The 21,733-nt window shown below is 43.9% G+C and carries 20 protein-coding genes; 18 read left to right on the top strand and 2 right to left on the bottom strand.

The annotated features are described in order from the left end of the window. Window positions 1-9: 9 nt before the first annotated feature. The 7 genes from C6Y02_RS01740 (at window position 10) to abc-f (ending at window position 8,210) form a co-directional block, all read left to right on the top strand. Window positions 10-1,179 carry a macrolide family glycosyltransferase gene (locus C6Y02_RS01740; RefSeq protein ID WP_066030336.1) on the top strand — a complete coding sequence of 390 codons (1,170 nt, stop codon included), beginning with the start codon at window positions 10-12 and terminating at the stop codon, window positions 1,177-1,179. A gap of 122 nt (window positions 1,180-1,301) precedes the next feature. Further along, a complete protein-coding gene (gene nikA, locus C6Y02_RS01735) occupies window positions 1,302-2,933 on the top strand; it encodes a nickel ABC transporter substrate-binding protein (RefSeq protein ID WP_106030529.1) in 1,632 nt (543 codons plus the stop codon). Window positions 2,934-2,948: 15 nt separating this feature from the next. Next, entirely contained in the window at window positions 2,949-3,878 is a 930-nt protein-coding gene (gene opp1B / locus C6Y02_RS01730; RefSeq protein ID WP_034660061.1) for a nickel/cobalt ABC transporter permease, read from the top strand. A 5-nt stretch (window positions 3,879-3,883) separates the two neighbouring features. Continuing rightward, the gene (opp1C, locus tag C6Y02_RS01725) at window positions 3,884-4,771 is read left to right on the top strand and encodes a nickel/cobalt ABC transporter permease (RefSeq protein ID WP_106030729.1); all 888 of its coding nucleotides are present in this window, start codon (window positions 3,884-3,886) and stop codon (window positions 4,769-4,771) included. Next, complete coding sequence (locus tag C6Y02_RS01720) at window positions 4,734-5,552, top strand: ABC transporter ATP-binding protein (protein WP_106030528.1); 819 nt, start codon at window positions 4,734-4,736, stop codon at window positions 5,550-5,552. Before opp1C ends, C6Y02_RS01720 begins: the two co-directional genes overlap by 38 nt. After that, the gene (locus C6Y02_RS01715; RefSeq protein ID WP_106030527.1) at window positions 5,546-6,316 is read left to right on the top strand and encodes an ABC transporter ATP-binding protein; all 771 of its coding nucleotides are present in this window, start codon (window positions 5,546-5,548) and stop codon (window positions 6,314-6,316) included. The genes C6Y02_RS01720 and C6Y02_RS01715 overlap by 7 nt, the downstream gene beginning before the upstream one ends. 334 nt (window positions 6,317-6,650) lie before the next feature. Continuing rightward, a complete protein-coding gene (gene abc-f, locus C6Y02_RS01710; protein ID WP_223256486.1) occupies window positions 6,651-8,210 on the top strand; it encodes a ribosomal protection-like ABC-F family protein in 1,560 nt (519 codons plus the stop codon). A gap of 15 nt (window positions 8,211-8,225) precedes the next feature. On the opposite strand, the gene C6Y02_RS01705 is transcribed toward abc-f, so the two are convergent. Beyond that, window positions 8,226-9,635, bottom strand: a complete 1,410-nt coding sequence (locus C6Y02_RS01705; RefSeq protein ID WP_066030339.1) for a polysaccharide deacetylase family protein — start codon at window positions 9,633-9,635, stop codon at window positions 8,226-8,228. A gap of 322 nt (window positions 9,636-9,957) precedes the next feature. Between C6Y02_RS01705 and C6Y02_RS01700 the strand changes: the two genes are divergently transcribed. The 4 genes from C6Y02_RS01700 (at window position 9,958) to C6Y02_RS01685 (ending at window position 13,271) form a co-directional block, all read left to right on the top strand. After that, window positions 9,958-10,986 (top strand): FecCD family ABC transporter permease, encoded by a 1,029-nt coding sequence (locus C6Y02_RS01700; RefSeq protein ID WP_181185428.1) that lies wholly within the window; start codon window positions 9,958-9,960, stop codon window positions 10,984-10,986. Further along, window positions 10,983-11,984, top strand: a complete 1,002-nt coding sequence (locus C6Y02_RS01695; RefSeq protein WP_106030524.1) for a FecCD family ABC transporter permease — start codon at window positions 10,983-10,985, stop codon at window positions 11,982-11,984. The genes C6Y02_RS01700 and C6Y02_RS01695 overlap by 4 nt, the downstream gene beginning before the upstream one ends. A 17-nt stretch (window positions 11,985-12,001) precedes the next feature. Continuing rightward, the gene (locus tag C6Y02_RS01690) at window positions 12,002-12,907 is read left to right on the top strand and encodes an iron-hydroxamate ABC transporter substrate-binding protein (protein WP_060597722.1); all 906 of its coding nucleotides are present in this window, start codon (window positions 12,002-12,004) and stop codon (window positions 12,905-12,907) included. 139 nt (window positions 12,908-13,046) lie between these two features. Next, window positions 13,047-13,271 (top strand): phage holin, encoded by a 225-nt coding sequence (locus tag C6Y02_RS01685; RefSeq protein WP_034660052.1) that lies wholly within the window; start codon window positions 13,047-13,049, stop codon window positions 13,269-13,271. Between the two features lie 88 nt (window positions 13,272-13,359). Here the strand turns inward: C6Y02_RS01685 and slrR are convergent, their stop codons facing one another. Then, on the bottom strand, window positions 13,360-13,830 hold the full coding sequence (slrR, locus tag C6Y02_RS01680) for an HTH-type transcriptional regulator SlrR (RefSeq protein ID WP_034660051.1): 471 nt from the start codon (window positions 13,828-13,830) through the stop codon (window positions 13,360-13,362). Between the two features lie 258 nt (window positions 13,831-14,088). Between slrR and C6Y02_RS01675 the strand changes: the two genes are divergently transcribed. The 7 genes from C6Y02_RS01675 to C6Y02_RS01645 all read left to right on the top strand — a co-directional run bounded on the left by C6Y02_RS01675 (window position 14,089) and on the right by C6Y02_RS01645 (window position 21,720). Then, a complete protein-coding gene (locus C6Y02_RS01675; protein WP_034660050.1) occupies window positions 14,089-14,820 on the top strand; it encodes a YveK family protein in 732 nt (243 codons plus the stop codon). Further along, a complete protein-coding gene (locus C6Y02_RS01670) occupies window positions 14,810-15,493 on the top strand; it encodes a CpsD/CapB family tyrosine-protein kinase (RefSeq protein WP_034316653.1) in 684 nt (227 codons plus the stop codon). The genes C6Y02_RS01675 and C6Y02_RS01670 overlap by 11 nt, the downstream gene beginning before the upstream one ends. Window positions 15,494-15,657: 164 nt before the next feature. Then, on the top strand, window positions 15,658-17,532 hold the full coding sequence (locus C6Y02_RS01665; RefSeq protein ID WP_066030343.1) for a polysaccharide biosynthesis protein: 1,875 nt from the start codon (window positions 15,658-15,660) through the stop codon (window positions 17,530-17,532). Further along, window positions 17,498-18,637, top strand: a complete 1,140-nt coding sequence (locus tag C6Y02_RS01660; protein WP_106030523.1) for a glycosyltransferase family 4 protein — start codon at window positions 17,498-17,500, stop codon at window positions 18,635-18,637. The genes C6Y02_RS01665 and C6Y02_RS01660 overlap by 35 nt, the downstream gene beginning before the upstream one ends. Before the next feature lie 2 nt (window positions 18,638-18,639). Beyond that, entirely contained in the window at window positions 18,640-19,479 is an 840-nt protein-coding gene (gene epsE, locus C6Y02_RS01655) for a glycosyltransferase EpsE (RefSeq protein ID WP_106030522.1), read from the top strand. Next, complete coding sequence (locus tag C6Y02_RS01650) at window positions 19,472-20,602, top strand: glycosyltransferase family 1 protein (protein ID WP_066030344.1); 1,131 nt, start codon at window positions 19,472-19,474, stop codon at window positions 20,600-20,602. Before epsE ends, C6Y02_RS01650 begins: the two co-directional genes overlap by 8 nt. Window positions 20,603-20,616: 14 nt before the next feature. Further along, a complete protein-coding gene (locus C6Y02_RS01645; protein WP_106030521.1) occupies window positions 20,617-21,720 on the top strand; it encodes an EpsG family protein in 1,104 nt (367 codons plus the stop codon). Window positions 21,721-21,733 lie beyond the last annotated feature (13 nt).

Here is a 21,733-nt window from a genome sequence, read left to right as displayed (position 1 = left end):
GGATTTCTTGTGGCGAAGATTTTATTGATTACATTTCCAGCTGAAGGGCATGTGAACCCTATGTTAGGGATCATCAAAGCATGGGCGGATCGAGGAGATGAAGTACATGCGGTCACAACTGTACATTATGAGCAGCGAATCAAACGCTTAGGAGCTCACGTACATAAACATCCAGACTATATTCGTACATTACATGTGGATGAAGGAAATCTCGATTCCATGCAGCCGTTCTTTCATGCCATGCTGCAAACATCATTTGATATTTTAGAGGTGGTGGAAACACTTTCTCAGCAGCATTCATTTGATTTTGTCTATTTTGATATGTTTGGGGCAGGAGAGCTTGTTCGAGATTACTTACAAATTCCAGGGATCGGCTCAAACCCATCTTTTGTGCTGCAAGAGGCGCATTTTGATACACCGCTATACAGAAAGGATGAGAAAGCCGATCATCTGTTAGAAAACATACAAGAGCGTTTTGGCGTTCAGCCAACGCGTTTGATGCAATTCATGAAAAACCGCGGAGAGCTCAATATCGTGTATACAAGTGAATATTTCCAGCCGTCTGTCGATGCAGTGAACGACTCGTTTGTTTTCATTGGACCGAGCTTTCTAAAAAGGGCAGATCAGCATGATTTCCCGCTGGAAGCACTTGAGCAAGAAAAAGTCGTCTTTATTTCGATGGGCACAGTTCTTGGGGATACAGAAGCATTTTTTAATATGTGTATTGATGCCTTTGCCGACTTTGACGGAAAAGTGGTGCTCGCAACAGGTGAAAAAGTGGATCGGTCTCTCTTGAAAGAGGCGCCTTCTCATTTTCTGATAGAACCTTATGTACCGCAGCTTGAAGTGCTTGAGCTGACAGATGTGTTTGTGACCCATGGTGGAATGAACAGTGTCAATGAAGGCATTCATTATCACGTTCCGATGGTCGTCATTCCGGTCGACAAAGATCAGCCGATGGTCGCACAAAGACTGACAGAGCTATCTGCTGCCCGTGCACTTGATAAAGATCAGCTGACAGCAAAGCAGCTAAGAGAAACGGTGGAATCTGTTCTGGGAAGTGACACGTACCGTGCTGGGATTGAAAAAATTGAAGAAAGCTTCCAAACAGCAGGTGGAACAGAAAAAGCATTGCGGGTGATCGATCAATTGTTGCAAACGAAACAGACTCAATCGTGAGTCTGTTTTTTTGATAAAAAAAGAGATTGTATTCCCCATTTCTGTATGATATTATTCAATTCGTAATCATTTCGATTAATAATCGTAATGATTACGATAATATAAATTTGGGGGAAGTACATATGAGTGATCAGCCTGTTTACATAAAGAAAAAGCAATCCTATGTAACATACACCTTGATGCTGTTTTCAGTCATGGCATGTTTTTTATTGGCATCATGCTCTGATAATAAAGCATCTTCCAGCATGAATGACAGAGAAGAAGATGAGCTGGTGTATGCAAGTACAAAAGATATAAGGGACATCAATCCCCATTTATATGGTGGAGAGATGGCCGCTCAAAATATGGTGTTTGAATCGCTAGTCGTCAATACAGAGAAAGGCGTTCAGCCTGCCTTAGCGAAAAGCTGGGATATTTCAAAAGATGGAAGGACCTACACCTTTCACCTTCGAAAAGGCGTGACTTTTTCAGATGGCGAGCCTTTTAATGCAAAGGCAGTGAAAATGAACATGGACGCTGTCGTCAAAAATATTGAAAAGAACGCTTGGCTTAATCTCGTATCCGAAATCAAATCCACAAAGGCGGTGGATGACGATACATTTGTTCTTACGTTAAAGGAGCCTTATTACCCTACGTTAGAAGAACTGGGCTTAACACGCCCCTTCCGTTTTATTTCTCCAAAAAGCTTCATTGATGGAACGACAGCAAAAGGAGTTCAAAGCTATGCAGGCACAGGTCCTTATGTGCTAAAGGAACATAAAAAAAATCAATTTGCCGTTTTTAAAGCGAATGACCACTACTGGGGGAAAAAGCCAAACATTTCAACAGTAAAGTGGAAAGTCATGCCGGATCACCAAACGATTTTACTTGCCCTGCAAAAAGGAGAGATTGATCTCTTATTTGGAGCAGATGGCGACATGATCGACGGAGACTCATTCCAGGCTTTAAAGGAAGCAGGTCAATACGGTGTGACCGTGAGTCCTCCTGTTGGTTCAAGATCGATCGTCATCAATTCAAACCAGCCAATGACAAAAGATCCGAAAGTCAGAGAAGCGTTTCAATATGCCATTCAAAAAGAGATGATCACAAAAGGCATTTTAAATGGAACGGAACAGGTGGCACATACGCTGCTTGCCCCGTCCGTTCCTTACGCAGATATCCCGCTGAAAAAGAAAACCTATCAAAAAGAGAAAGCAGAGGCATTACTGGATGAGGCAGGCTGGAAGCTGAAAGAAGACGGCTACCGCTATCAAAATGGCAAAAGGCTGAGTGTCGCCATTTACTATAATTCCGATAATGCAGGTGAAAGAACGATAAGTGAATCCATTCAACAAGATTTCAAGCAAGTGGGGATCAAGCTGGATATTAGAGGAGAAGAAAAACAGGCGTTTTTAGATCGCCAAAAAACAGGGAAATTCGATCTGATGTACTCGCTATCGTGGGGACTTCCTTATGATCCACAAACCTATGTTTCTTCGTTCCGTGTAGCATCGCATGCTGATTATCAAGCCCAGTTAGGATTGAAGAAGAAAAAGTGGCTGGACGAGACGATTACGAAAGTATTGGTAGAACCAGATGAGCAAAAGCGGAAACAAATGTATCGAGACATCTTGACGTATATCCATGATGAAAATGTCTACATCCCAATTTCTTATTCTGTGACAAAGGCTGTTTATAATAAGCGCCTGAAAGGCATAGGTTTTCATGTGTCACAGTATGAAATTCCCTTTGACCGTATGTATTTTTCTTCATAAAGCGGAGGCAGAAAGATGACACGCTATCTCTTAAAACGAATATTACTGCTTTTCCCACTCATGATCTTCATCACCTTCTTTGCTTTTGTACTGCTGACGATGCGGGCAAGTGATCCAGCTGAGGTCGCTTTGCGGGTGAATCAAGTCACTCCAACAGAAGACATGATTGAATCGATGCGGCAGGAGCTAGGCTTAGATCAGCCATTTCTTATACGATATGCCACATGGCTTAAAGATGGATTAACAGGTGATTTTGGCAGGAGTTATGTTACACAAGAGCCAGTTTTTGATCTCATCATGGAGGCGCTGCCTGCCACATTGCAGCTTGCGGGAGCAGCGCTCTTTTTCATCATTGTATTGAGTTTGTTATTCGGAGTGATCTGTGCATATGCTGCTCATACATGGGTGGACCGAGTACTGAGAGCCTTTGTGTTTATCGCTGCTTCAATGCCTAGTTTTTGGTTAGGGATTTTGTTTATTTGGCTTTTTTCTGTCAAATTCAATTGGGTCAATACGAGTGGAATGGAAGGATTCAAATCAATTCTTCTACCAGCTGTCACACTATCACTTGGGTACTTATCAACCTATGTGAGACTGATCCGCAATCAAATCCTGAAATTTCAGCACGAGCCCTTTGTTTTTTATGCAAGAGCTCGCGGTTTAAAGGAACGGGCTGTTCAACTGAAAGTGATGAGACATGCACTTCAATTAGCTGTGACAGCACTTGGCATGTCTATCCCAAAACTCATTGCTGGCACAGTTATTATTGAAAATCTTTTTGCTTGGCCAGGGGTTGGCCGGTTGTGTGTAACAGCTATTTTTCATGCCGATTTCCCTATGATTCAAGCCTATTTATTTGTGATGGGGTTCCTTTTTGTTGTGTGTAACCTCATGGCTGATGTTGTGCAAATGACCATGAATCCGCAGTTGCGAAAGGAGGTCTGAGAATGATGATAGGATGGCATCAATTAAGAAAAGACCGTATGGCGGTTGTTTCTATCTGGCTGTTAGTACTTGTCGCTTTAGCAGGACTGCTTGCACCAGTGTTAGCACCACATGATCCAACAGAAACGAACATTCTTCAAAAATATGCCGGCATCAGCCTGACTTATCCGCTCGGAACGGATCAGCTCGGGAGATGCGTATTGTCACGGCTTTTATATGGCATTCGGACTACGATGCTTGCGGCCATGCTGACGATGTGTATCACGATGCTCATTGGCAGCACACTTGGACTCATGGCGGGCTTCTTCCGAGGAAAAGTGGATGGCGTGTTGATGAGACTGTGTGATGTCATGCTCTCCTTCCCAGCAGAAGTAATGATTCTAGCTGTTGTGGGGATACTGGGGCCTGGATTATTCAATATTATTTTGGCGAATGTCCTAGCGAAATGGGCCTGGTATACAAGAATGATTCGTTCGTCCGTTCTGCAGTATGCGAATGAACCATCTGTTCAGTATGTAAAAGTGTCTGGCGGCTCCCCATTTTACATACTGAGGAAGCATTTATTTCCTCGCATTTCAGGAGAAATTGCTGTCTTTGCGACACTTGATGCGGGCTGGGTCATCTTAAATATATCTGCTCTGTCTTTTCTTGGGTTAGGCGTGAGCGCACCTACACCGGAATGGGGGATGATGCTCAACGAAGCGAAGAATGTCATGGTGACACATCCAGCCCATATGCTTGCGCCTGGACTTGCCATCTTATTTGTGGTCATGGCGCTGAACTTTTTAGGAGACAGCCTTCAGCAGGCCACGACCCCTGCCATGTATCACAACAATCAAAAGGGAGGGAGACCATTTGCCTTTCATCGACGTAAAAAATCTGTCCGTACATGATCCAGTGCAGCAAAAGGATTTAGTGGCGAACATAACGTTCTCCCTACAGCAACAACGTTGTTTAGCTGTTATTGGAGAAAGTGGAAGCGGAAAATCAACCGTCGCAAAAGCGTTAATTGGCTTGATTCCTTCTTCGCTAGAAGTGGAGGGAGCGATCATGTTTGACGGCGAAACATTGACAACTCAGACAGCTGAGCAGTGGCGAGGCAAACGAATTGGCTTCATCTCACAAGATGCGATGAATGCGTTCAATCCCATCGAAACCATTGGTCATCAAATGATGGAAACGTTCCAGCGTCATTTGGGCTTACAAGGAAAAGAAGGGAAAGCACATGCCATCGCAGGACTTGAGCGTGTTCATTTAAAAAATCCAAATGAATTGTTGAAGCAATATCCTTATGAATTATCTGGCGGTATGCTTCAGCGAGTGATGATTGCGATCACGATGATGCTTTCTCCTGATGTGATCATTGCCGATGAGCCAACGGCGTCGCTTGATGCATATAATCGGCGTGAAGTCATCAGGCAATTACAGAGGCTGAAAGAAGAAACAGGCGCGGCCTTGATCATCATTTCGCATGATTTAGGCGTCGTTCAGGCGATCGCTGACGAGGTGTTGGTGGTGCATCAAGGCGAGATGCTTGAGCATCGCCCAGCTGATAAGGTATTCACATCGCCTGAGCATCCTCAAACGAAGCATTTACTTGAGACGAGGCGCCGATTATCTGCGCCCCTTGAAGCACTGCGGCAGCAGCAGAGAGTGAGGGCATTTCCATGTTGATTACAGCTGATAGCCTCATCAAACATGGAGAGAAGAAAGGTTTCTTCTCTCGACAAATGCAGTCAAAACCACGCATATCAAACGTCTCGTTTGAAATCGAAAAAGGACAATGTGCCGGGTTAGTCGGTGAGAGCGGCAGCGGCAAAAGTACATTGGCAAGAATTCTGCTCGGTTTAGAAAAAATAGATGGCGGCAGGGTACAGATTGATGGAAAGCCAGCTGACACATGGCGAAAGATGAACCTTGGAAAAATGAGTGTTGTCTTTCAGGATTATCGACCTTCTGTTCACCCCTCCTTTACGGTGAAAGAAATCGTTGCTGAGCCTATGCGATTGTTAAAGCAGGAAAAAAATGTGGATCAGAAGGTTTTATCGTTGCTTGAACAAGTCAGACTACCCTCTTCTTTGCTGTATCAATATGCACATCAGCTAAGCGGCGGTCAGCTCCAGCGAGTGTGCATCGCACGAGCCATATCAACGCATCCAGCCATTCTCATACTAGACGAAGTTCTGAGCTCACTGGATGTCTCTGTTCAGGTGCAAATATTGGAGCTGCTCGAGACATTAAAACAAGAGCTAGACATGACCATCCTTATGATTACTCATGATATAGAAGCGGCGGTGTATCTATGTGATCGTCTCCTTTTTTTACATGAAGGAAGCATAGTGGAAGAATGCAAAAAGGATGAACTGCTTGATGCGGTCCATCCATTTACGCTGAAATTAATGGACTCACTTATGCCATTTCAGCTTGACAAAAAATAACCAATCTTTTATCGTATACGTAACAAACGACGGAAGGGTGACCCAATGCAATGAAGTACTAATCCTATGACCTGTAAGCAAAATGAAAAAACGAAGGCAGTGAGCAAACGATTGGTTTGCCATGTTTGCTGCGTTTTCATTTTTTAGCTTCGGAATAGGATGGTACAGCTTGGGAATCAAAGAATGAGGTGATTGATACGGGGGATGTGTGTGTTCAGATAGGAACGCGGCACGTCATCCTGGATTGATCTGCTTATTTTTGTACACCATTTTGCCTCCTATTCTGAGAATGGGAGGCTTTTTCATGTCTCCTGATACGAAAGGAGAGGGTTGGATGTTAGTAAAAGCCAATCAGTTAAAGATTTTTCGAAAAGATCGATTGTTATTTGATATTGAGGAGCTTGCCATCCATCAAGATGACCGCATCGGCCTTGTGGGGACAAATGGCAGCGGGAAAACGACTTTATTGCATGTGCTGGCTGGGCAAGAGAAACCAGACAGTGGCACGTTTGCTGCCACAACGACCTGCACACTGCTTCCTCAGCTGAAACAAGCTGATGGCACACAGAGTGGTGGTGAGATGACCCAGACTTATATTGAAAGCGCGTTAAACCGTCCTTCTGCCCTTTTATTAGCAGATGAACCAACGACTCATTTAGATACAGAGCACATTGAGTGGTTGGAAGAGAAGCTGCATCATTATCAAGGGGCCCTCATTGTCGTTTCACATGATCGTGCTTTTTTAGATGCGGTATGTACGGAGATTTGGGAGCTGGATCATGGACGGCTTAATCAATACAAAGGCAACTACTCGCAATTTGCACAGCAAAAAGAGCTGGCGCATCGTCAGCAGGTGGAAGCGTACGAAGCTTATACACAAAAGAAAAAACAGTTAGAGCATGCGCTTGAAAAGAAAAAGAAAAAAGCCGACAAAGCAACAAAGCCATCCCAAAAGCTGAAATCCTCAGGGCCAAAAATTGCAAAGCCCTACTATGCAAATAAGCAAAAAAAGCTGCAAAAAACAGCCAAATCCATTGAGACAAGGATGGAGAAATTAGAAAAGGTTGAGAAAGTAAAAGACATTCAGCCCATTCAAATGACTCAGCATACAATGAAGGAAGTAGCGAGCCGTACTATTTTGCGAGTGAAAAATGTAGATGGCAAGGCGGGCGATCAATTGCTTTGGAAGCAGGCAAATGTGGAAGTGAGAGGCGGGGACAAAGTCGCCATTATCGGCAAGAATGGGAGCGGGAAAACGACATTTCTCCGAATGCTGGTGAATGGGCATCCCGGAGTGTCTCGCTCAGAAGCTGTCAAGCTCGGCTATTTTCGTCAGGATCTTTCAGGATTGAAGGTAGATGAATCGATTTTACAAAATGCGCTGAAAGAGGCTGTTCAAGATGAGACAGTGGTACGAACGGTTTTAGCGAGACTCGGATTTCGAGGGGATGATGTGCATAAACCTGTTAGGGTGTTAAGCGGGGGAGAACGGGTGAAGACCATGCTTGCGTCCTTGCTTGTCAGCGATGCCAATGTCCTCATGCTGGATGAACCGACGAACTTTCTAGATCTGTCGGCAGTTGAAGCGCTCGAAGGTCTATTGAAGGATTACCCGGGTACCGTTGTGTTTGTATCCCATGATCGCAGACTGATTGAGAAGGTGGCCACTCGTATTTTCCATGTTCACGAAAAACGAATTGAAGCATTTGACGGCACATATGAAGCGTATAAACAAAAGGACGACAAACCAGCTGTTACACAAAGAGAAGAGGAGCTTCTTTTAATTGATATGCAGCTGTCTGAAGTGCTCAGCCGTTTAAGTATTGAGCCGTCTCAGGAGCTGGAAGAGACATTTCAAGCATTATTGAAACAAAAGAAGTCTTTGGAGTCATAAAGAAAACCCCTGTGTTTACTGCACAGGGGCTTGTTCATGCCGTTCTTTTGTTAATTGTTCAAGTTCACTTACCGTGACCAGCTGATAGCCTTGTTTGGTGAGCTCATGGATGATCTTCACTGCTGCTTGAGCTGAGCTGTCATAAATATCGTGCATTAACACTGTTCTGCCATCTGCTGCATGTGAGAGAACGTGGTTTGTGATCTGCTGACTGTTGCGAATTTTCCAATCCTCTGGATCAACATCCCATAAAGAGACCTTCATCCCAACCGCTTGATTGATGTCTTGATTTGTTCCACCATATGGCGGTCTAAAGTGCGTAGGTGTATACCCGCTCGCTTTCTCAATCAACTGCTGGGTGTCCTTCACTTGTTTCACCGCCTCCTTTAAAGGCAGTCTTGTTAATAAAGGATGACTGTAAGAATGGTTTCCGATTTCATTCCCGCCTTTTAGAATATCTGCAAGCATACTAGGATAATACTGCACCCTGCTGCCTAATACGAAAAAGGTCGCATGTCCTTTATTTGCCTTTAATGCATCTAAAATTTTTGATGTTGTCGCTGGGTTCGGACCATCATCAAATGTGAGGGCGATGGCTTTTTTATTAGGGTCAAGCTTTGATTTTTGCGGCAGCTTGACGGCTTTTCTTTTCGGATTTGGTTCTTTCATTTCATTTTGGTTATTGGTTTTATTCATATATTCTGGCTTTAATATATCTTTCAGCAGCGTCTTTTTAATCGCGAGTGTTTGCGGACCAAGATCCTTGTCGGCTACTTGAGATGCTGGGAAATAAAATTCTACATATTTCTCTTTCAAGGCAAATTGACTGAAGTTTTGAGCAGTAGGGGCTGTTCCTTTCTGAAGGAGAGTCTGATCCTTAGATAAGGTTTTGTCCTTTAGAAGCTCTGAATATGTAATGTAGGATAATTTCTTCAAAAAGTTGGTTTTAGGCAGAAATAAATCTTTTGTGTCAAGAAAGGTTTTTTTCTGAAAATCATAGTTGATCGTGAGATGATTGGTGGTCCCATTTTGCTGACCTGTATAGGTATAAGTCGTAAAGCGAATAGCAGCAGACTGCTTCGCATAATGCACCATATCATAATCAATATTCAGTTCAAAGCGTTTGTTTTCATCGATGTCCTTGGCTTCACTAAACGTCTTTTTGAAATGCTCTAATGCTGAATTGGCGTAGCTTTGAATCTTGTCATCTAGCTGTTTTTGATGAAAAAGAGGATAGTTGACTGCATATCTCATAAATTTCCCGTCATTTACGAGAGTAACGATTTCGACATTTTTATAGTTCGTATCCTGCTTTACATTTTTCTTCTCTGTACCGCTTGCTTGTTGATTTTGAAAGAAAGCAACGACTCCAATGATGATCGCAAGTGCAAATAGGCTGATACTCCATTTTCCCTTTAATGACACAACGTTCAAATCTCCTCTCATGACGGGCCATTCTTTATCAGTTTGACATCTTTTTGTAATATTTTTATAACATTTGACTTACTTTTGTAATTTTAGAGGATGTTCAGGCGGAATGTCAACTATTTTCCTATTAAACTATGAGAAAAAATGATAGGCCATTCCAAACGAGCAAAAGACACCTCATTTTGCTGCCACGCACATACCTTCATTAATTAAAAAATAGGGCGTACATTGATTTTTCAGAGGCAGACGGCTATAATTTTGATGATTATGATTCTCATTTTCAAACTGACTTTTAATGAAGAAAAGGATGACACCGATTTTGCAGGATAAGCGAACACCTCAACAAAAACGATCATCACATATTCTGTTCTTTTTGATATTTTTTCTCGCCGTCATTGGTTTGGCGGCTGCCATGTTTTTGGCTGTGTCATATGGTGCCAAAACATTGTCTCTGCAAACGGTTTGGACAGCTGTATTTGACTATCAGTCAGATGTTACAGAGCAGCAGATCATCCATGAATTAAGACTTCCTCGTGTTTTAGGAGCAGCTCTTGTTGGAGCGGCATTTGCCGTAGCAGGTGCGCTCATGCAGGGCATCACAAGAAACCCGCTGGCAGATGCGGGGATTCTGGGCATTAATGGCGGTGCGATGTTTGTGGTCGCTCTCTGTTTTGCCTTTTTCCCAGAAATGCCTTATTCGGCACTTATGTTTTTTTCCTTTATTGGTGCAGTGCTTAGTACGCTGCTGATCTTTGCGATTGGGGCGGCTGGTGGAGTTTTGACACCGCTGCGCTTAACTGTAGCAGGAGCCGTTGTGGCTGCATTGCTTCATGCGCTTAGCTCTGGGATCGCGATTTATTTTGACTTGAGTCAGGACCTTGCGTTTTGGTATGCAGGCGGTGTGGCTGGTGTGAAATGGCCGCAGCTGACGATTCTTGCCCCAGTCATTCTGATAGTGATCGTATGGGCGATGCTATTAGGGCGTTCACTGTCGCTGCTGTCGCTCGGTGAAGATGTAGCGGCAAATTTAGGGGTGAAAACACGACAAGTGCGAATACTAGGAATGGCAGCTGCCGTATTATTAGCAGGGGTTTCTGTATCAGCAGTCGGATCGATTGGGTTTGTCGGTCTTGTCATCCCGCATATCGCAAGAAAGCTGGTTGGTGTAAACTATCGTTTTGTCATTCCGATGTCGGCGATATTAGGCTCGGTGCTGCTAGTCTTTGCTGACCTTGCCAGCCGCACCGTTAATCCGCCCCGAGAGCTTGCCATTGGCGTGATGGTGGCACTTGTCGGTGTTCCTTTCTTCTTATATATTGCCAGAAAAGAAGGGAGGAACCTGTCATGAGAGAGAAACAGCGGGCTCTTGTCGTGACAGTCGTTTTGCTTTGTTTGACTGCGGCTGTTGTGCTGTATAGCTTAAATACCGGCACGCTGAAACTAAGTCCTCTTGTGGTCGTCAAAACGTTATTCGGCTTTGGGGATTTTCAAAGTGAAACGGTGCTGTTTGACTATCGTCTGCCTCGAATCGTGGTGACGATGCTGGCGGGAATTGGTCTTGGCATTGCGGGCAGCATTTTGCAGAGCTTATCTCGTAACCCGCTGGCCGATCCAGGAATTATTGGACTGAATGCAGGAGCAGCATTTGGCTTAATCGTGTTTGTGACGTATTTCCATGCACTAGAAGGCAATCCATCTCTTCTTATTCCGCTCTTTACATTTGGCGGAGGGCTTCTTGCGGCAGCGGTCATCGTGCTTCTGGCGTATGACCGGCAGGAAGGGCTTGTTCCCATCCGGCTGATCCTAGTAGGAATTGCGGTTGCGGCGGGATTCAGTGCTTTGACGTTATATTTGTCATTGAAGCTGGATGAAGATACTTACACATTTGCTTCAAGATGGCTTGTCGGTAATGTCTGGGGTAGAGACTGGATTCATGTGTTAGCGCTTCTGCCTTGGATTGTATGCCTTGTGCCGCTTACGCTGATGCAGTCAAACACGCTCAATGCATTGACATTAGGAGATGCTGTCGCCTCAAGTGTAGGTGTACGTGTCCAGCGTCAACGTCTCCTTTTGCTGACCTTAGCTGTTGGTTTGGCGAGTGCAAGTGTTTCGATGACAGGCGGTATTGGTTTTATTGGACTTGTCGCCCCGCATTTGGCAAGGCGGCTTGTCGGCTCACTCCATCAGTATTTTTTACCGGTTAGTGCGCTGCTTGGCTTGTTGATTTTGGTCAGTGCCGATACAATAGGACGTTCCATCTTTGCCCCAAATGCCATACCAGCGGGTGTGGTTGTGGCTTTTATTGGCGCACCTTATTTTCTCTATTTATTAACAAAAACGAAATAAATGTGAAAGAGGAACTCATCATGAAAAAATTACTTGTGCTTGGTTTAACGCTCTGTTTCATTATGCTTGCCGCTTGTGGTCAACAGGAAACAAAGAATACAACAACTCAAAATGATCATGGAACACCGAAAATTGCTTCCTTGTCTATCCATTTAACCAATGACTTATTAGCACTCGGTATCAAGCCGGCAGGCTCTGTTGTAGGAGGGGACTTAAAAGATTTCCTTCCACATGCGAAAAAGCAGCTGAGTGGTACGAAGAAGCTGGGCATCGCAGCCGATCCCGATATGGAGTCACTGCTTGCATTACAACCAGATGTCATTTATGTCGATGAAGAACTAGCTGGACAAGACTTATCGAAATATAAGAAAATCGCCAAAACGGAAGTGTTTAATTTAAATGACGGCACTTGGCGTGATCATTTGAAAAAAATCGGCAAGCTCGTCAATAAAGAAAAAGAAGCCGATCAATATATTCAGGATTACAATCAAGAAGCAAAAGAAGTCAAATCGCTCATCAAACAAAAGATTGGAAACGGGAAAGTAATGGCGATCCGTGTGACGGCAAAGGAGCTTCGAGTATTTAGCATGAAGCGCCCAATGGGTCCTATTTTATACGAGGATTTAGGTCTGACACCTGTCGATGGTGTGAAGAAACTGGACAGCAAGCGGCCATTTGAAGTGATTTCTCAAGAGGTTCTTCCTGACTATGATGCAGATGCTATCTTTGTCGTCGTGAATCGTGATGATAAAGCGCAGCAGGCATTCAAGCAATTAGAAAAGACTCCGATTTGGAAGGGTCTAAAAGCCGTGAAGAAAAATCAAGTCTATCCGATTGCCGATCAGCCATGGCTCGATTACTCAGCACTAGGCAATAAAATGGCATTGGATGAAGCAAAAGAGATGTTTTCTACATCAAAATAAAATGAAATCAGGCATCATTCCTTATATGGGAATGATGTCTCTTTTTTTGATCCGGTCTTCTATTCATTCGGTTTTTGCATACATATGAGAGAGAACGAGCAGTACCGCCCGTGAAGGGGAAGAAAGGGAGGGGATACAGTTGAAGGTTCAAAAAATTAGTGCAGGTACAATCGCAAGGCTTGTGCTGCTTTTGCTCGCGCTTGTCAACAGTGCTCTAACCGCTGCGGGAAAAAGCCCAATTCCTATTGATGAAGAAGGTATTCAGCAATTTATCACGTTAGCCTTTCTTGGGATTACATCACTATGGGCCTATTGGAAAAACAATGATATAACGAAAAAAGCACGAACAAAAAAAGAAGAATAAGAGAAAAAAGAGCCTTTTCATGATAAAAGGCTCTTTTTCAGCGAAGCGTCAAACGCCTCTCCCCGCAATTTGACTCTTCCTGAAAGGCTTACGCCCGTCGTTCTCCCATGTTGGCGAGGAATGCTTTTACTTCCTCAATGCTTAAGCCGATAGCTTTCGCCTCACTCATCAGACGCTTCCACTCTGATATATTCGAATCAGTCAGCTTTCTATGAGTGACATGTAACGTCTTTTCTTCCTGCTCCTTTCGGTACGTTTGGAGCAGCTGATAGAGTTCTTCTTTCGGCATGCCGGATTGGACGGCATTGACGATATGCTCCCGCCATTCGTGTTCACCACCCTCAGAGTAATGAAACATCATCGTCTCTGCATCAAACAGCTCTTGTAAATCAATTTCTAGTGAAGAGGATACCTTTTTTAAAAACTGGACAGATGGATTTCTGTGGACACCACGCTCAATTTTACTCAAATACGACTTAGAGACATGGGCATCTTCAGCCAGCTGCTGAATGGAGTATCCTTTCCTCTTTCGGTAAATGCGTATCACCTTTCCTATCATTCTTATCAATGATCTCCCTTCTCCCTGGCGAATCGTACTGCGACCTTTTCGTTCATTATAAGAAATAAATTGTTCTTTATAAAATTCAAAAACGTAAGAAACAGGAAGTAAACAAAAGAAAACGAACGATTTCGTTCTTTAAAAAGAACTATAAGACCTATTATGACATTTTTCTTTGCGGGTATTATCTTTTATAATCCAATCATTAACAAAAAGAAACCATATATAACCTTTTTATGATGAAATCGGGAGGTATCTATGAATGAGAATATAGGTTTTAAGCAGCTGTTTTCTGTCATTAAAGAGAAAATGGCCCTTCTGATCCTGATTGTCCTGATCGTAACGGGCACTTCAGCCTACTATCAGTTCTATGTCTCGACTCCTGTATATCAGGCAACCACTCAAATTCTTGTTCATAAACGCAGCAATGACGCACAAGCAAACTTAAACGATATTCAGATGAACCTTCAATATACACGTACCTTTCAAGTTTTATTAAAAAGTCCGATCGTCATTGAAAAAGTAAAAGAAACACTCAACCTCACAGAATCAGCTGAAGGATTAAAACACAAAATTGCCACAAGTACAGAAAATGAGTCTGAGGTCATCAATATTTCTGTACAAGATGAGGATCGCGCAAAGGCAGTCGCCATTGCGAATACCGCAACAGAGGTGCTGCAAGAAGAAATCAAAAAAACCATGAATATGGATCGCATTAATGTTTTGTCTGAAGCCAAGCTGTCCAATACGATTCTCATGAATTCAAGAAAATTCGTTCATATCGTTCTGGCACTAGGTGCCTCTTTATTAGGGGGGATGACACTCATTTTCTTAATGAATTTACTCGATGATACTGTAAAACGAACACATCAAATAAGAGAAGAGATCGGATTGCCGTCGCTCGGAAGTGTCTATCAGATGCAGGCAGACAGGAGGGCAAAAAAAGACAAGCAGTCCGTCATAACGGGAGGACAGAACATTGATCTTTAAGAGGAAGAAAAGAGAAAAGAGAGATTTATCCTGTATTTCTGTATTAAATCCTCACTCTGTCATTGCAGAACAATTCCGTACAATCCGAACTAACATCGAATTCACATCAATCCAAACAAGGCTGAAATCCATATTGGTGACATCCTCCTTGCCGAAGGAAGGGAAATCATTTACGGCTGCAAACCTAGCAGCTGTTTTTGCACAGCAGAAAAAGCGGGTGCTGCTGATGGATGCTGATTTGCGAAAGCCGGCTGTTCATGAATATTTTGACCTGAGTCATCACACGGGTTTGACCAATGTACTATTAAATAATTGCAGCTTGGAGGAAGCTATTTTGCCTACACCCATTGAGCATTTAGAGCTGCTTCCGAGCGGAACCATTCCGCCGAATCCAGCTGAGCTGCTCTCCTCTTCTGTCATGAAGCAGCTGTTTTATGAAATTGAACAGCAATATGACATGGTGATTGTTGATTCCGCGCCGCTTCTGCCAGTGGCCGATGCAAAGATCCTGGCGAACCGGACCGATGGGAGCATTCTTGTTGTCTTAAGCGGCAAAACAAAGATAGCGGCTGTGAAGAAATCAAAAGAAGTGTTAGAAGGAACAACAGGTAAACTGCTTGGGGCTATGCTAAATGGCAAGAAAGAGAAAAAGGGAAGGCTGTATATGTATTAACAAGATTGATAGGTGATGTCTCCTAATCTTTAACAATGGAGGCACTCGATCCTGCTGTGGGCATGACAAATGCCTTAGATGCTCGTCATCAATAGTGGGGTGTGAGGACGGGTTTGATGCCCATTTTACGTAAGAATAGTGATGTTGAAAAAGGGGGAGGAGCGTTGACTTACGCCCAAAGATTATCAATCATCGTGGCACTAGATTCATATCTCATCTTAGTGGCTGTCTTTTTTGGCTTTCAATTTGTCCAAGAAGCGGCGTTAACTGTTTATACATTTGAAATGCTCGTCATTTCTTCGCTCAGTCTGCTCATTGGGCACCATTTGTTTTCGTATATTTTTCACGTGTACAAGCAAGTATGGGCTTATACAGGGGTAAGAGAGCTATTTTCTTTAATGAAGACCTTTGTGTGTTCTTTTTTATTTTCAATGGCAATGCTGTACCTTTTCGTGCAGACATGGCCCTTTCGGTTTTTGTTCATTGTGTGGCTTTTCCACGTATTATTCATCGGTGCATCTCGAATGGCCTCTCGGCTATTTCATGATGGTGCAAAGCGGCTGCAGGTAGAAAAGGAGCGGGCCTTAATCATTGGCGCCGGATCAGCCGGGACCATCATCGTTCGTCAGCTTCAGCAATCGAGTGATGTACATATTGAACCAGTCGCCTTCATAGATGATGACAAGACGAAGCATAAGCTTGAAATCATGGGACTGCCTGTTCTAGGGGGAAAAGAACAGATTCAAACAGCTGTTGTGATGATGGATATTCAAAAGATCATCATCGCCATTCCGTCCAAAAGCAGCCATACTTTAAAAGGGCTGTATAAGGAATGCGTAGCGACTGGGGTCAAAACGCAGATCATGCCAGAGATGGAGCAGATTTTAAAAGGAACTCATGCGCTGAATCAATTACGGGATGTACAGCCAGAGGATTTACTCGGAAGAGAACCGATTCAATTAGATTCAAGCCGTCTATCTGTCCATTTAAAGGGGAAAACGATTATGGTCACAGGGGCAGGCGGATCGATTGGGTCAGAAATCTGTCGTCAAATTTGTGTGTTTGCTCCTCAAGCGATTGTGCTTGTGGGACACGGGGAATTTAGCATTCATTCTATTTTACTAGAGCTGAAAGAAATTTATGGGGACACCATCAGTCTCTATCCACAAATTGCAGATATCCAAGATAAACAGAAAATGAGTGAAATCGTTGGTCAGTTTCAGCCGGATATGATTTATCATGCCGCGGCACATAAGCACGTCCCGCTCATGGAGATCAGTCCAAAAGAAGCAGTGAAAAACAATATTATCGGGACAAAAAATGTCGCAGAAGCTGCACATGAGCATGGCATTGAAACATTCGTCCTCATTTCCTCTGACAAAGCGGTCAATCCTGCCAATGTGATGGGCGCCACAAAGCGATTTGCTGAAATGCTGATCATGCAAATGGGGGCAAGCAGTGAAACAAAATTTGTAGCGGTTCGATTTGGAAATGTACTCGGAAGCAGGGGAAGCGTCATTCCAATTTTTAAGAAACAGATCGAACAAGGCGGACCGGTCACGGTCACACACCCAGCCATGACAAGATATTTTATGACCATTCCAGAAGCATCAAGGCTTGTCATTCAGGCGGGTGCACTGGCAGAAGGAAGACAGATTTTTGTATTAGATATGGGGGAGCCAGTGAAAATTGTTGACCTCGCAGAAAACCTCATTCACCTCTCAGGCTATACCACAGACCAGATTCCGATTACGTTCACAGGCATTCGTCCAGGGGAGAAAATGTATGAAGAATTACTCAACCAGCATGAAAAAGCGCAGGAACAAATTTTCCCGAAAATTCATATCGGCCATGCGCTGGATGGGGACCCATATGTGCTGAACCGCTTTATCCATGAATTTGACATGATGAGTGAAGAGCAAATGAGAGAAGCATTGTTTGCTGCCATCGAATCGCATGATTTGTTGTCTGAACAGATGACCAGAGAGGAGGAAGCGCTTGCCAATGAAGAAAAAAGTCTTGTTTTGCGCAACGGTTGACTATCATTTTAAGGCATTTCACCTTCCCTATTTCCGGTGGTTTCAGGAACAAGGATGGGAAGTGCATACAGCAGCAAATGGTCAGCTGGAGCTGCCCTATGTGGATCAAGCGCACTCAATTCCGATTCAGCGCTCCCCTTTTCATGTGCACAACCGGTTTGCGTATGTGGAGCTGAAGAAGCTGTTAGCGAAAGAGCACTACGACTTCATCCATTGTCACACGCCAATGGGAAGTGTCATTGGCAGACTCGCAGCCAAAAGCGCGCGCAAAAAAGGGACGAAGGTTCTTTACACAGCACACGGCTTTCACTTTTGGCAGGGGGCGCCGCTTCAAAACTGGCTGCTCTATTATCCGATTGAGCGATGGCTCGCCCGCCATACAGACGCTTTGATCACTATTAATGGAGAGGATTTTAAAAGAGCAGATCGTCTATCAAAAGAGCGTTCATCTGTCTATTATGTTCCCGGTATGGGTGTGGATATGAAACGATTTGCACCAGTTAATCAAAAAGAGAAGCAGCGTCTTCGTGCAGTCTATGGCTTTTCTTCAGAAGATTTTATTGTGCTGTGTGCTGGCGAATTAAATGCGAATAAAAACCAAGGGATGCTCATCAAAGCATGTGCCCAGCTATATAGGAAAATATCAAATGTGAAGATCGTGTTTGCCGGGGAAGGCACAATGAGGCCGATGTATGAAAAGCTGGTTTGCGGGCTCCATCTTGAAAAGCATGTCCACTTTGCTGGTTTTTGCAAACAAATTGAGGAATGGATGCATATGAGTGATGTATGTGTGTCGACTAGTCTGAGAGAAGGCCTCGGCATGAATCTGCTTGAAGCGATGTCTGCGGAAAAGCCGGTCATTGCAACGGAGAATAGAGGACACTGTGAGCTGATCAGACATGGCGTCAATGGTTTTTTAGTCAAACCGCATGATGTGAATGACTTGGCTGATTATTTGCACCAGCTCTATCACAAAAGGGATCAGCTGCCCCTCATGGGAAAAGCGGGACGCTCCTTAGCGCATGCATTTGCACAGGAGCAGGCGGTGAGTGCTATGGAAGAAATTTATACAACTTATATGGATCAAGCAGAGAAGGTGATGTGAGCATGCGTAAGCCAAAGGTGTCTATCATCATGGGCGTCTACAATTGCCAAGACACAGTAGAAGAAAGTATTGAATCCATTCTTCATCAAACATATGACAACTGGGAGCTCATCATATGTGATGACGCATCAACAGACGGCACCTATGAAAAAGTGCTGTCTTATACAAAACGAGACCCTGAAAGAATTCGCCTTATCCGCAATCAACATAATCAAAGGCTCGCTGCCAGTCTGAATCGCTGTCTCGCTGAAGCAAGGGGAGACTTGATTGCACGGCAGGATGGCGACGATGTATCAGTACCAGTTCGTTTAGAAAAACAGGTTCATTTCCTAGAAACACATCCTGAATATGATGTGGTCGGTACGGCGATGACGGTGTTTGATGAATCGGGTACAAAAGGTGTACGTGCACTGATTTCAGAGCCTGATCGGAAAGTGCTGGCAAGAGGGACGCCGTTTTGTCATGGAACCATTATGATGAGGGCTGCTGCATACAAGGCTTTACATGGGTATCGCTCTGTGAAAACAACAAGGCGGATGGAAGATATCGATCTTTGGATCCGTTTTTTTGCTGCGGGGAGAAAAGGCTTTAATTTACAAGAGCCGTTATACCTTGTGAGAGAGGATGAAGCGGCCTTTCAGCGCCGTAAGTTTCAATATTCGATGGATAATGCCTGGCTTGTTTTAAAAGCATGCTGGTTATTAAAATTGTCGCCGGTTCATTATCTGTTTGCAATAAAGCCGGTGGTCCGCGCCTGTTTATCACCGAAGATCATGAAATTTTATCACCAGCGGAAGTTGGAGGCGTCTTTGTTGAAAAGGAGGACGATTCGGGATGAGTGAGCCAAAGCGTGTACTCCATATTGTGGGCGGGATGAACCGCGGCGGGGCTGAAACGATGATTATGAACATCTATCGTGCACTCGATAGAAATGTCCTTCAATTTGACTTCATTACCCACCGAAAGGATGTCTGTGATTATGATGAGGAAATTCAGAGGCTCGGGGGACGCATCTTGTACGTCCCAAGTATTGGGGCGTCCTCTCCTTTGGCATTTGTGAAAACATTGACAAAGACAATCAAACGAACAGGACCGTATCAGGCAGTGCATGCCCATACGGATTTTCAAACAGGTTTCTCCGCACTTGCTGCGAAATTGGCGGGTGTGAAGGTGCGGATTTGTCATTCGCATAATACAGCTTGGAAACAGTCGCCAAATTGGGTAGACCATATGATGCTCAAAGGGTTTCGCCAGCTGATCTTTGCATTTTCTACACAGCTTGTTGCATGCGGTGAGGATGCCGGTTCCTTTTTATTTGGGCAGAAAAAAATGAAGAATGGACAAGTTGAGGTGCTGCCGAATGGGATTGATTTATCCCTTTTCTTTCAGCCTGATCCAGACGAAAAGGTGAAGATCAAAAAGCAGCGGGGTCTTCACGAAAAGAGCATGATTATTGGTCATATTGGCCGGTTTCATGAGCAAAAAAATCACGTTTTTTTTATGGAACTGGCACAGACCTTAAAGAAACAAGGGGTCTCATTTCAACTTGTCCTTGTAGGGGATGGACCACTGAGGCAGGTGGTTGAATCATATGCGGAGAAGGCAGGCTTGTTAGACGACATTGTCTTTACAGGCGTCGTATCAGACGTTCCGCAGTATATGAAAGCATTTGATGTATTTGTGATGCCATCCTTGTTTGAAGGACTTCCGCTTGTATTAGTGGAAGCACAGGCATCTGGATTGCCTTGTGTGATTTCAGATCATATTACAGAGGAAGTGGATTTAGGCTGCGGTCTTGTGAAAAGAATGTCGCTGGGGGATTCTGCGCATGAATGGATGAAGGCGGTGCTTGAAGCATATCATGCAGAGCCTCCTCTTCAAGAGACCATTACGTCCCAGCTTGAACAAAGAGGATTTGATGTCAAACAGAACATCACACGTGTGATGAATGGATATGGACTGTAAGGAAGGAATGGCAGATGGCGGTTTATTTGGTGAACATGATCATGGTCTATTTATGGTCGAGCTTTGCCGCATTTTACGGCAGGCGTGATGATACCATTCAAAGCGGATGGCGGCCTAACAAGATTCTGGTGTTATTTCCGTTTTTGTTTCTTTGTATTGTCGCTGGTATTCGGTACAAAGTAGGAACCGATTTTGTCACATATGGACAGATGTATGAGTTCTCCGTCAATTATGAAAAGCCTTGGCATATATTCGGACTTGGTGTGGACAAGGCGGCCACTGACCCAGGATTTACGTTTATTTTATGGATGCTCAATCAACTGTCCCGTGATCCGCAAATCATGTATATCTCGGTTGGGGCGATCACCTATTTTTTTATCATCAAGACGCTCGTTCAATATGGCCGTCCCTTTGAGCTGAGTATGCTGCTTTTTCTCGGCACTTTTCATTATTACGCTTCGTTTAATGGCATGCGTCAGTATATGGTGGCTGCGGTTCTTTTTTATGCCATCCGTCTTGTGATCAATGGTCAGTGGAAATTGTATTTTCCGCTTGTCCTCGTATGTTCATTGTTTCATTCATCGGCTCTCATCATGATTCCTGTGTATTTTATCGTGAGAACAAAATCGTGGTCTTGGATGATGCTGGTTTTATGCATGATTTTCTTAGGGTTAACCGCTCTTTATGACCGCTTTGTTTCCGTGTTTGTCGTGATGCTGCAAGGCAGTTCATATGGGCATTACGAGGAATGGCTCACAACGAATACGAATGGAATGAATGTGACAAAAATTGGTGTGTTGGTTTTGCCGCTTTTGCTTGCTTTCCTTTATCGAAAACGACTTCGTGAGCTGACGCCTGAGAGTGATTACGTTGTGAATTTTTGTTTGCTCGGTTTCTTGTTTGGCATCCTTGCTACAAAGGATGTCATTTATGCAAGATTTCATATTTATTTTGGCTTGTATCAGCTCATTTTACTGCCATATTTCACCCGTATTTTTGATCAGCGGTCTAATGTCTTTATCTATGTAGGGATTGCTGTTTGCTATATTCTGTACAGCATCATGCTGATGCCGTTCGATTCATCTGTTTTACCGTACAGGACGATATTTACAAAGTAGATTTGGAGAAAGG

This window comes from Bacillus sp. NMCC4 (genome assembly GCF_002998555.1).
In the GTDB taxonomy this organism is placed as follows: domain Bacteria; phylum Bacillota; class Bacilli; order Bacillales; family Bacillaceae; genus Bacillus.
The sequence above is the reverse complement of the archived record's forward strand: the minus strand, read 5'-3'. Positions and strand labels throughout refer to the sequence as shown.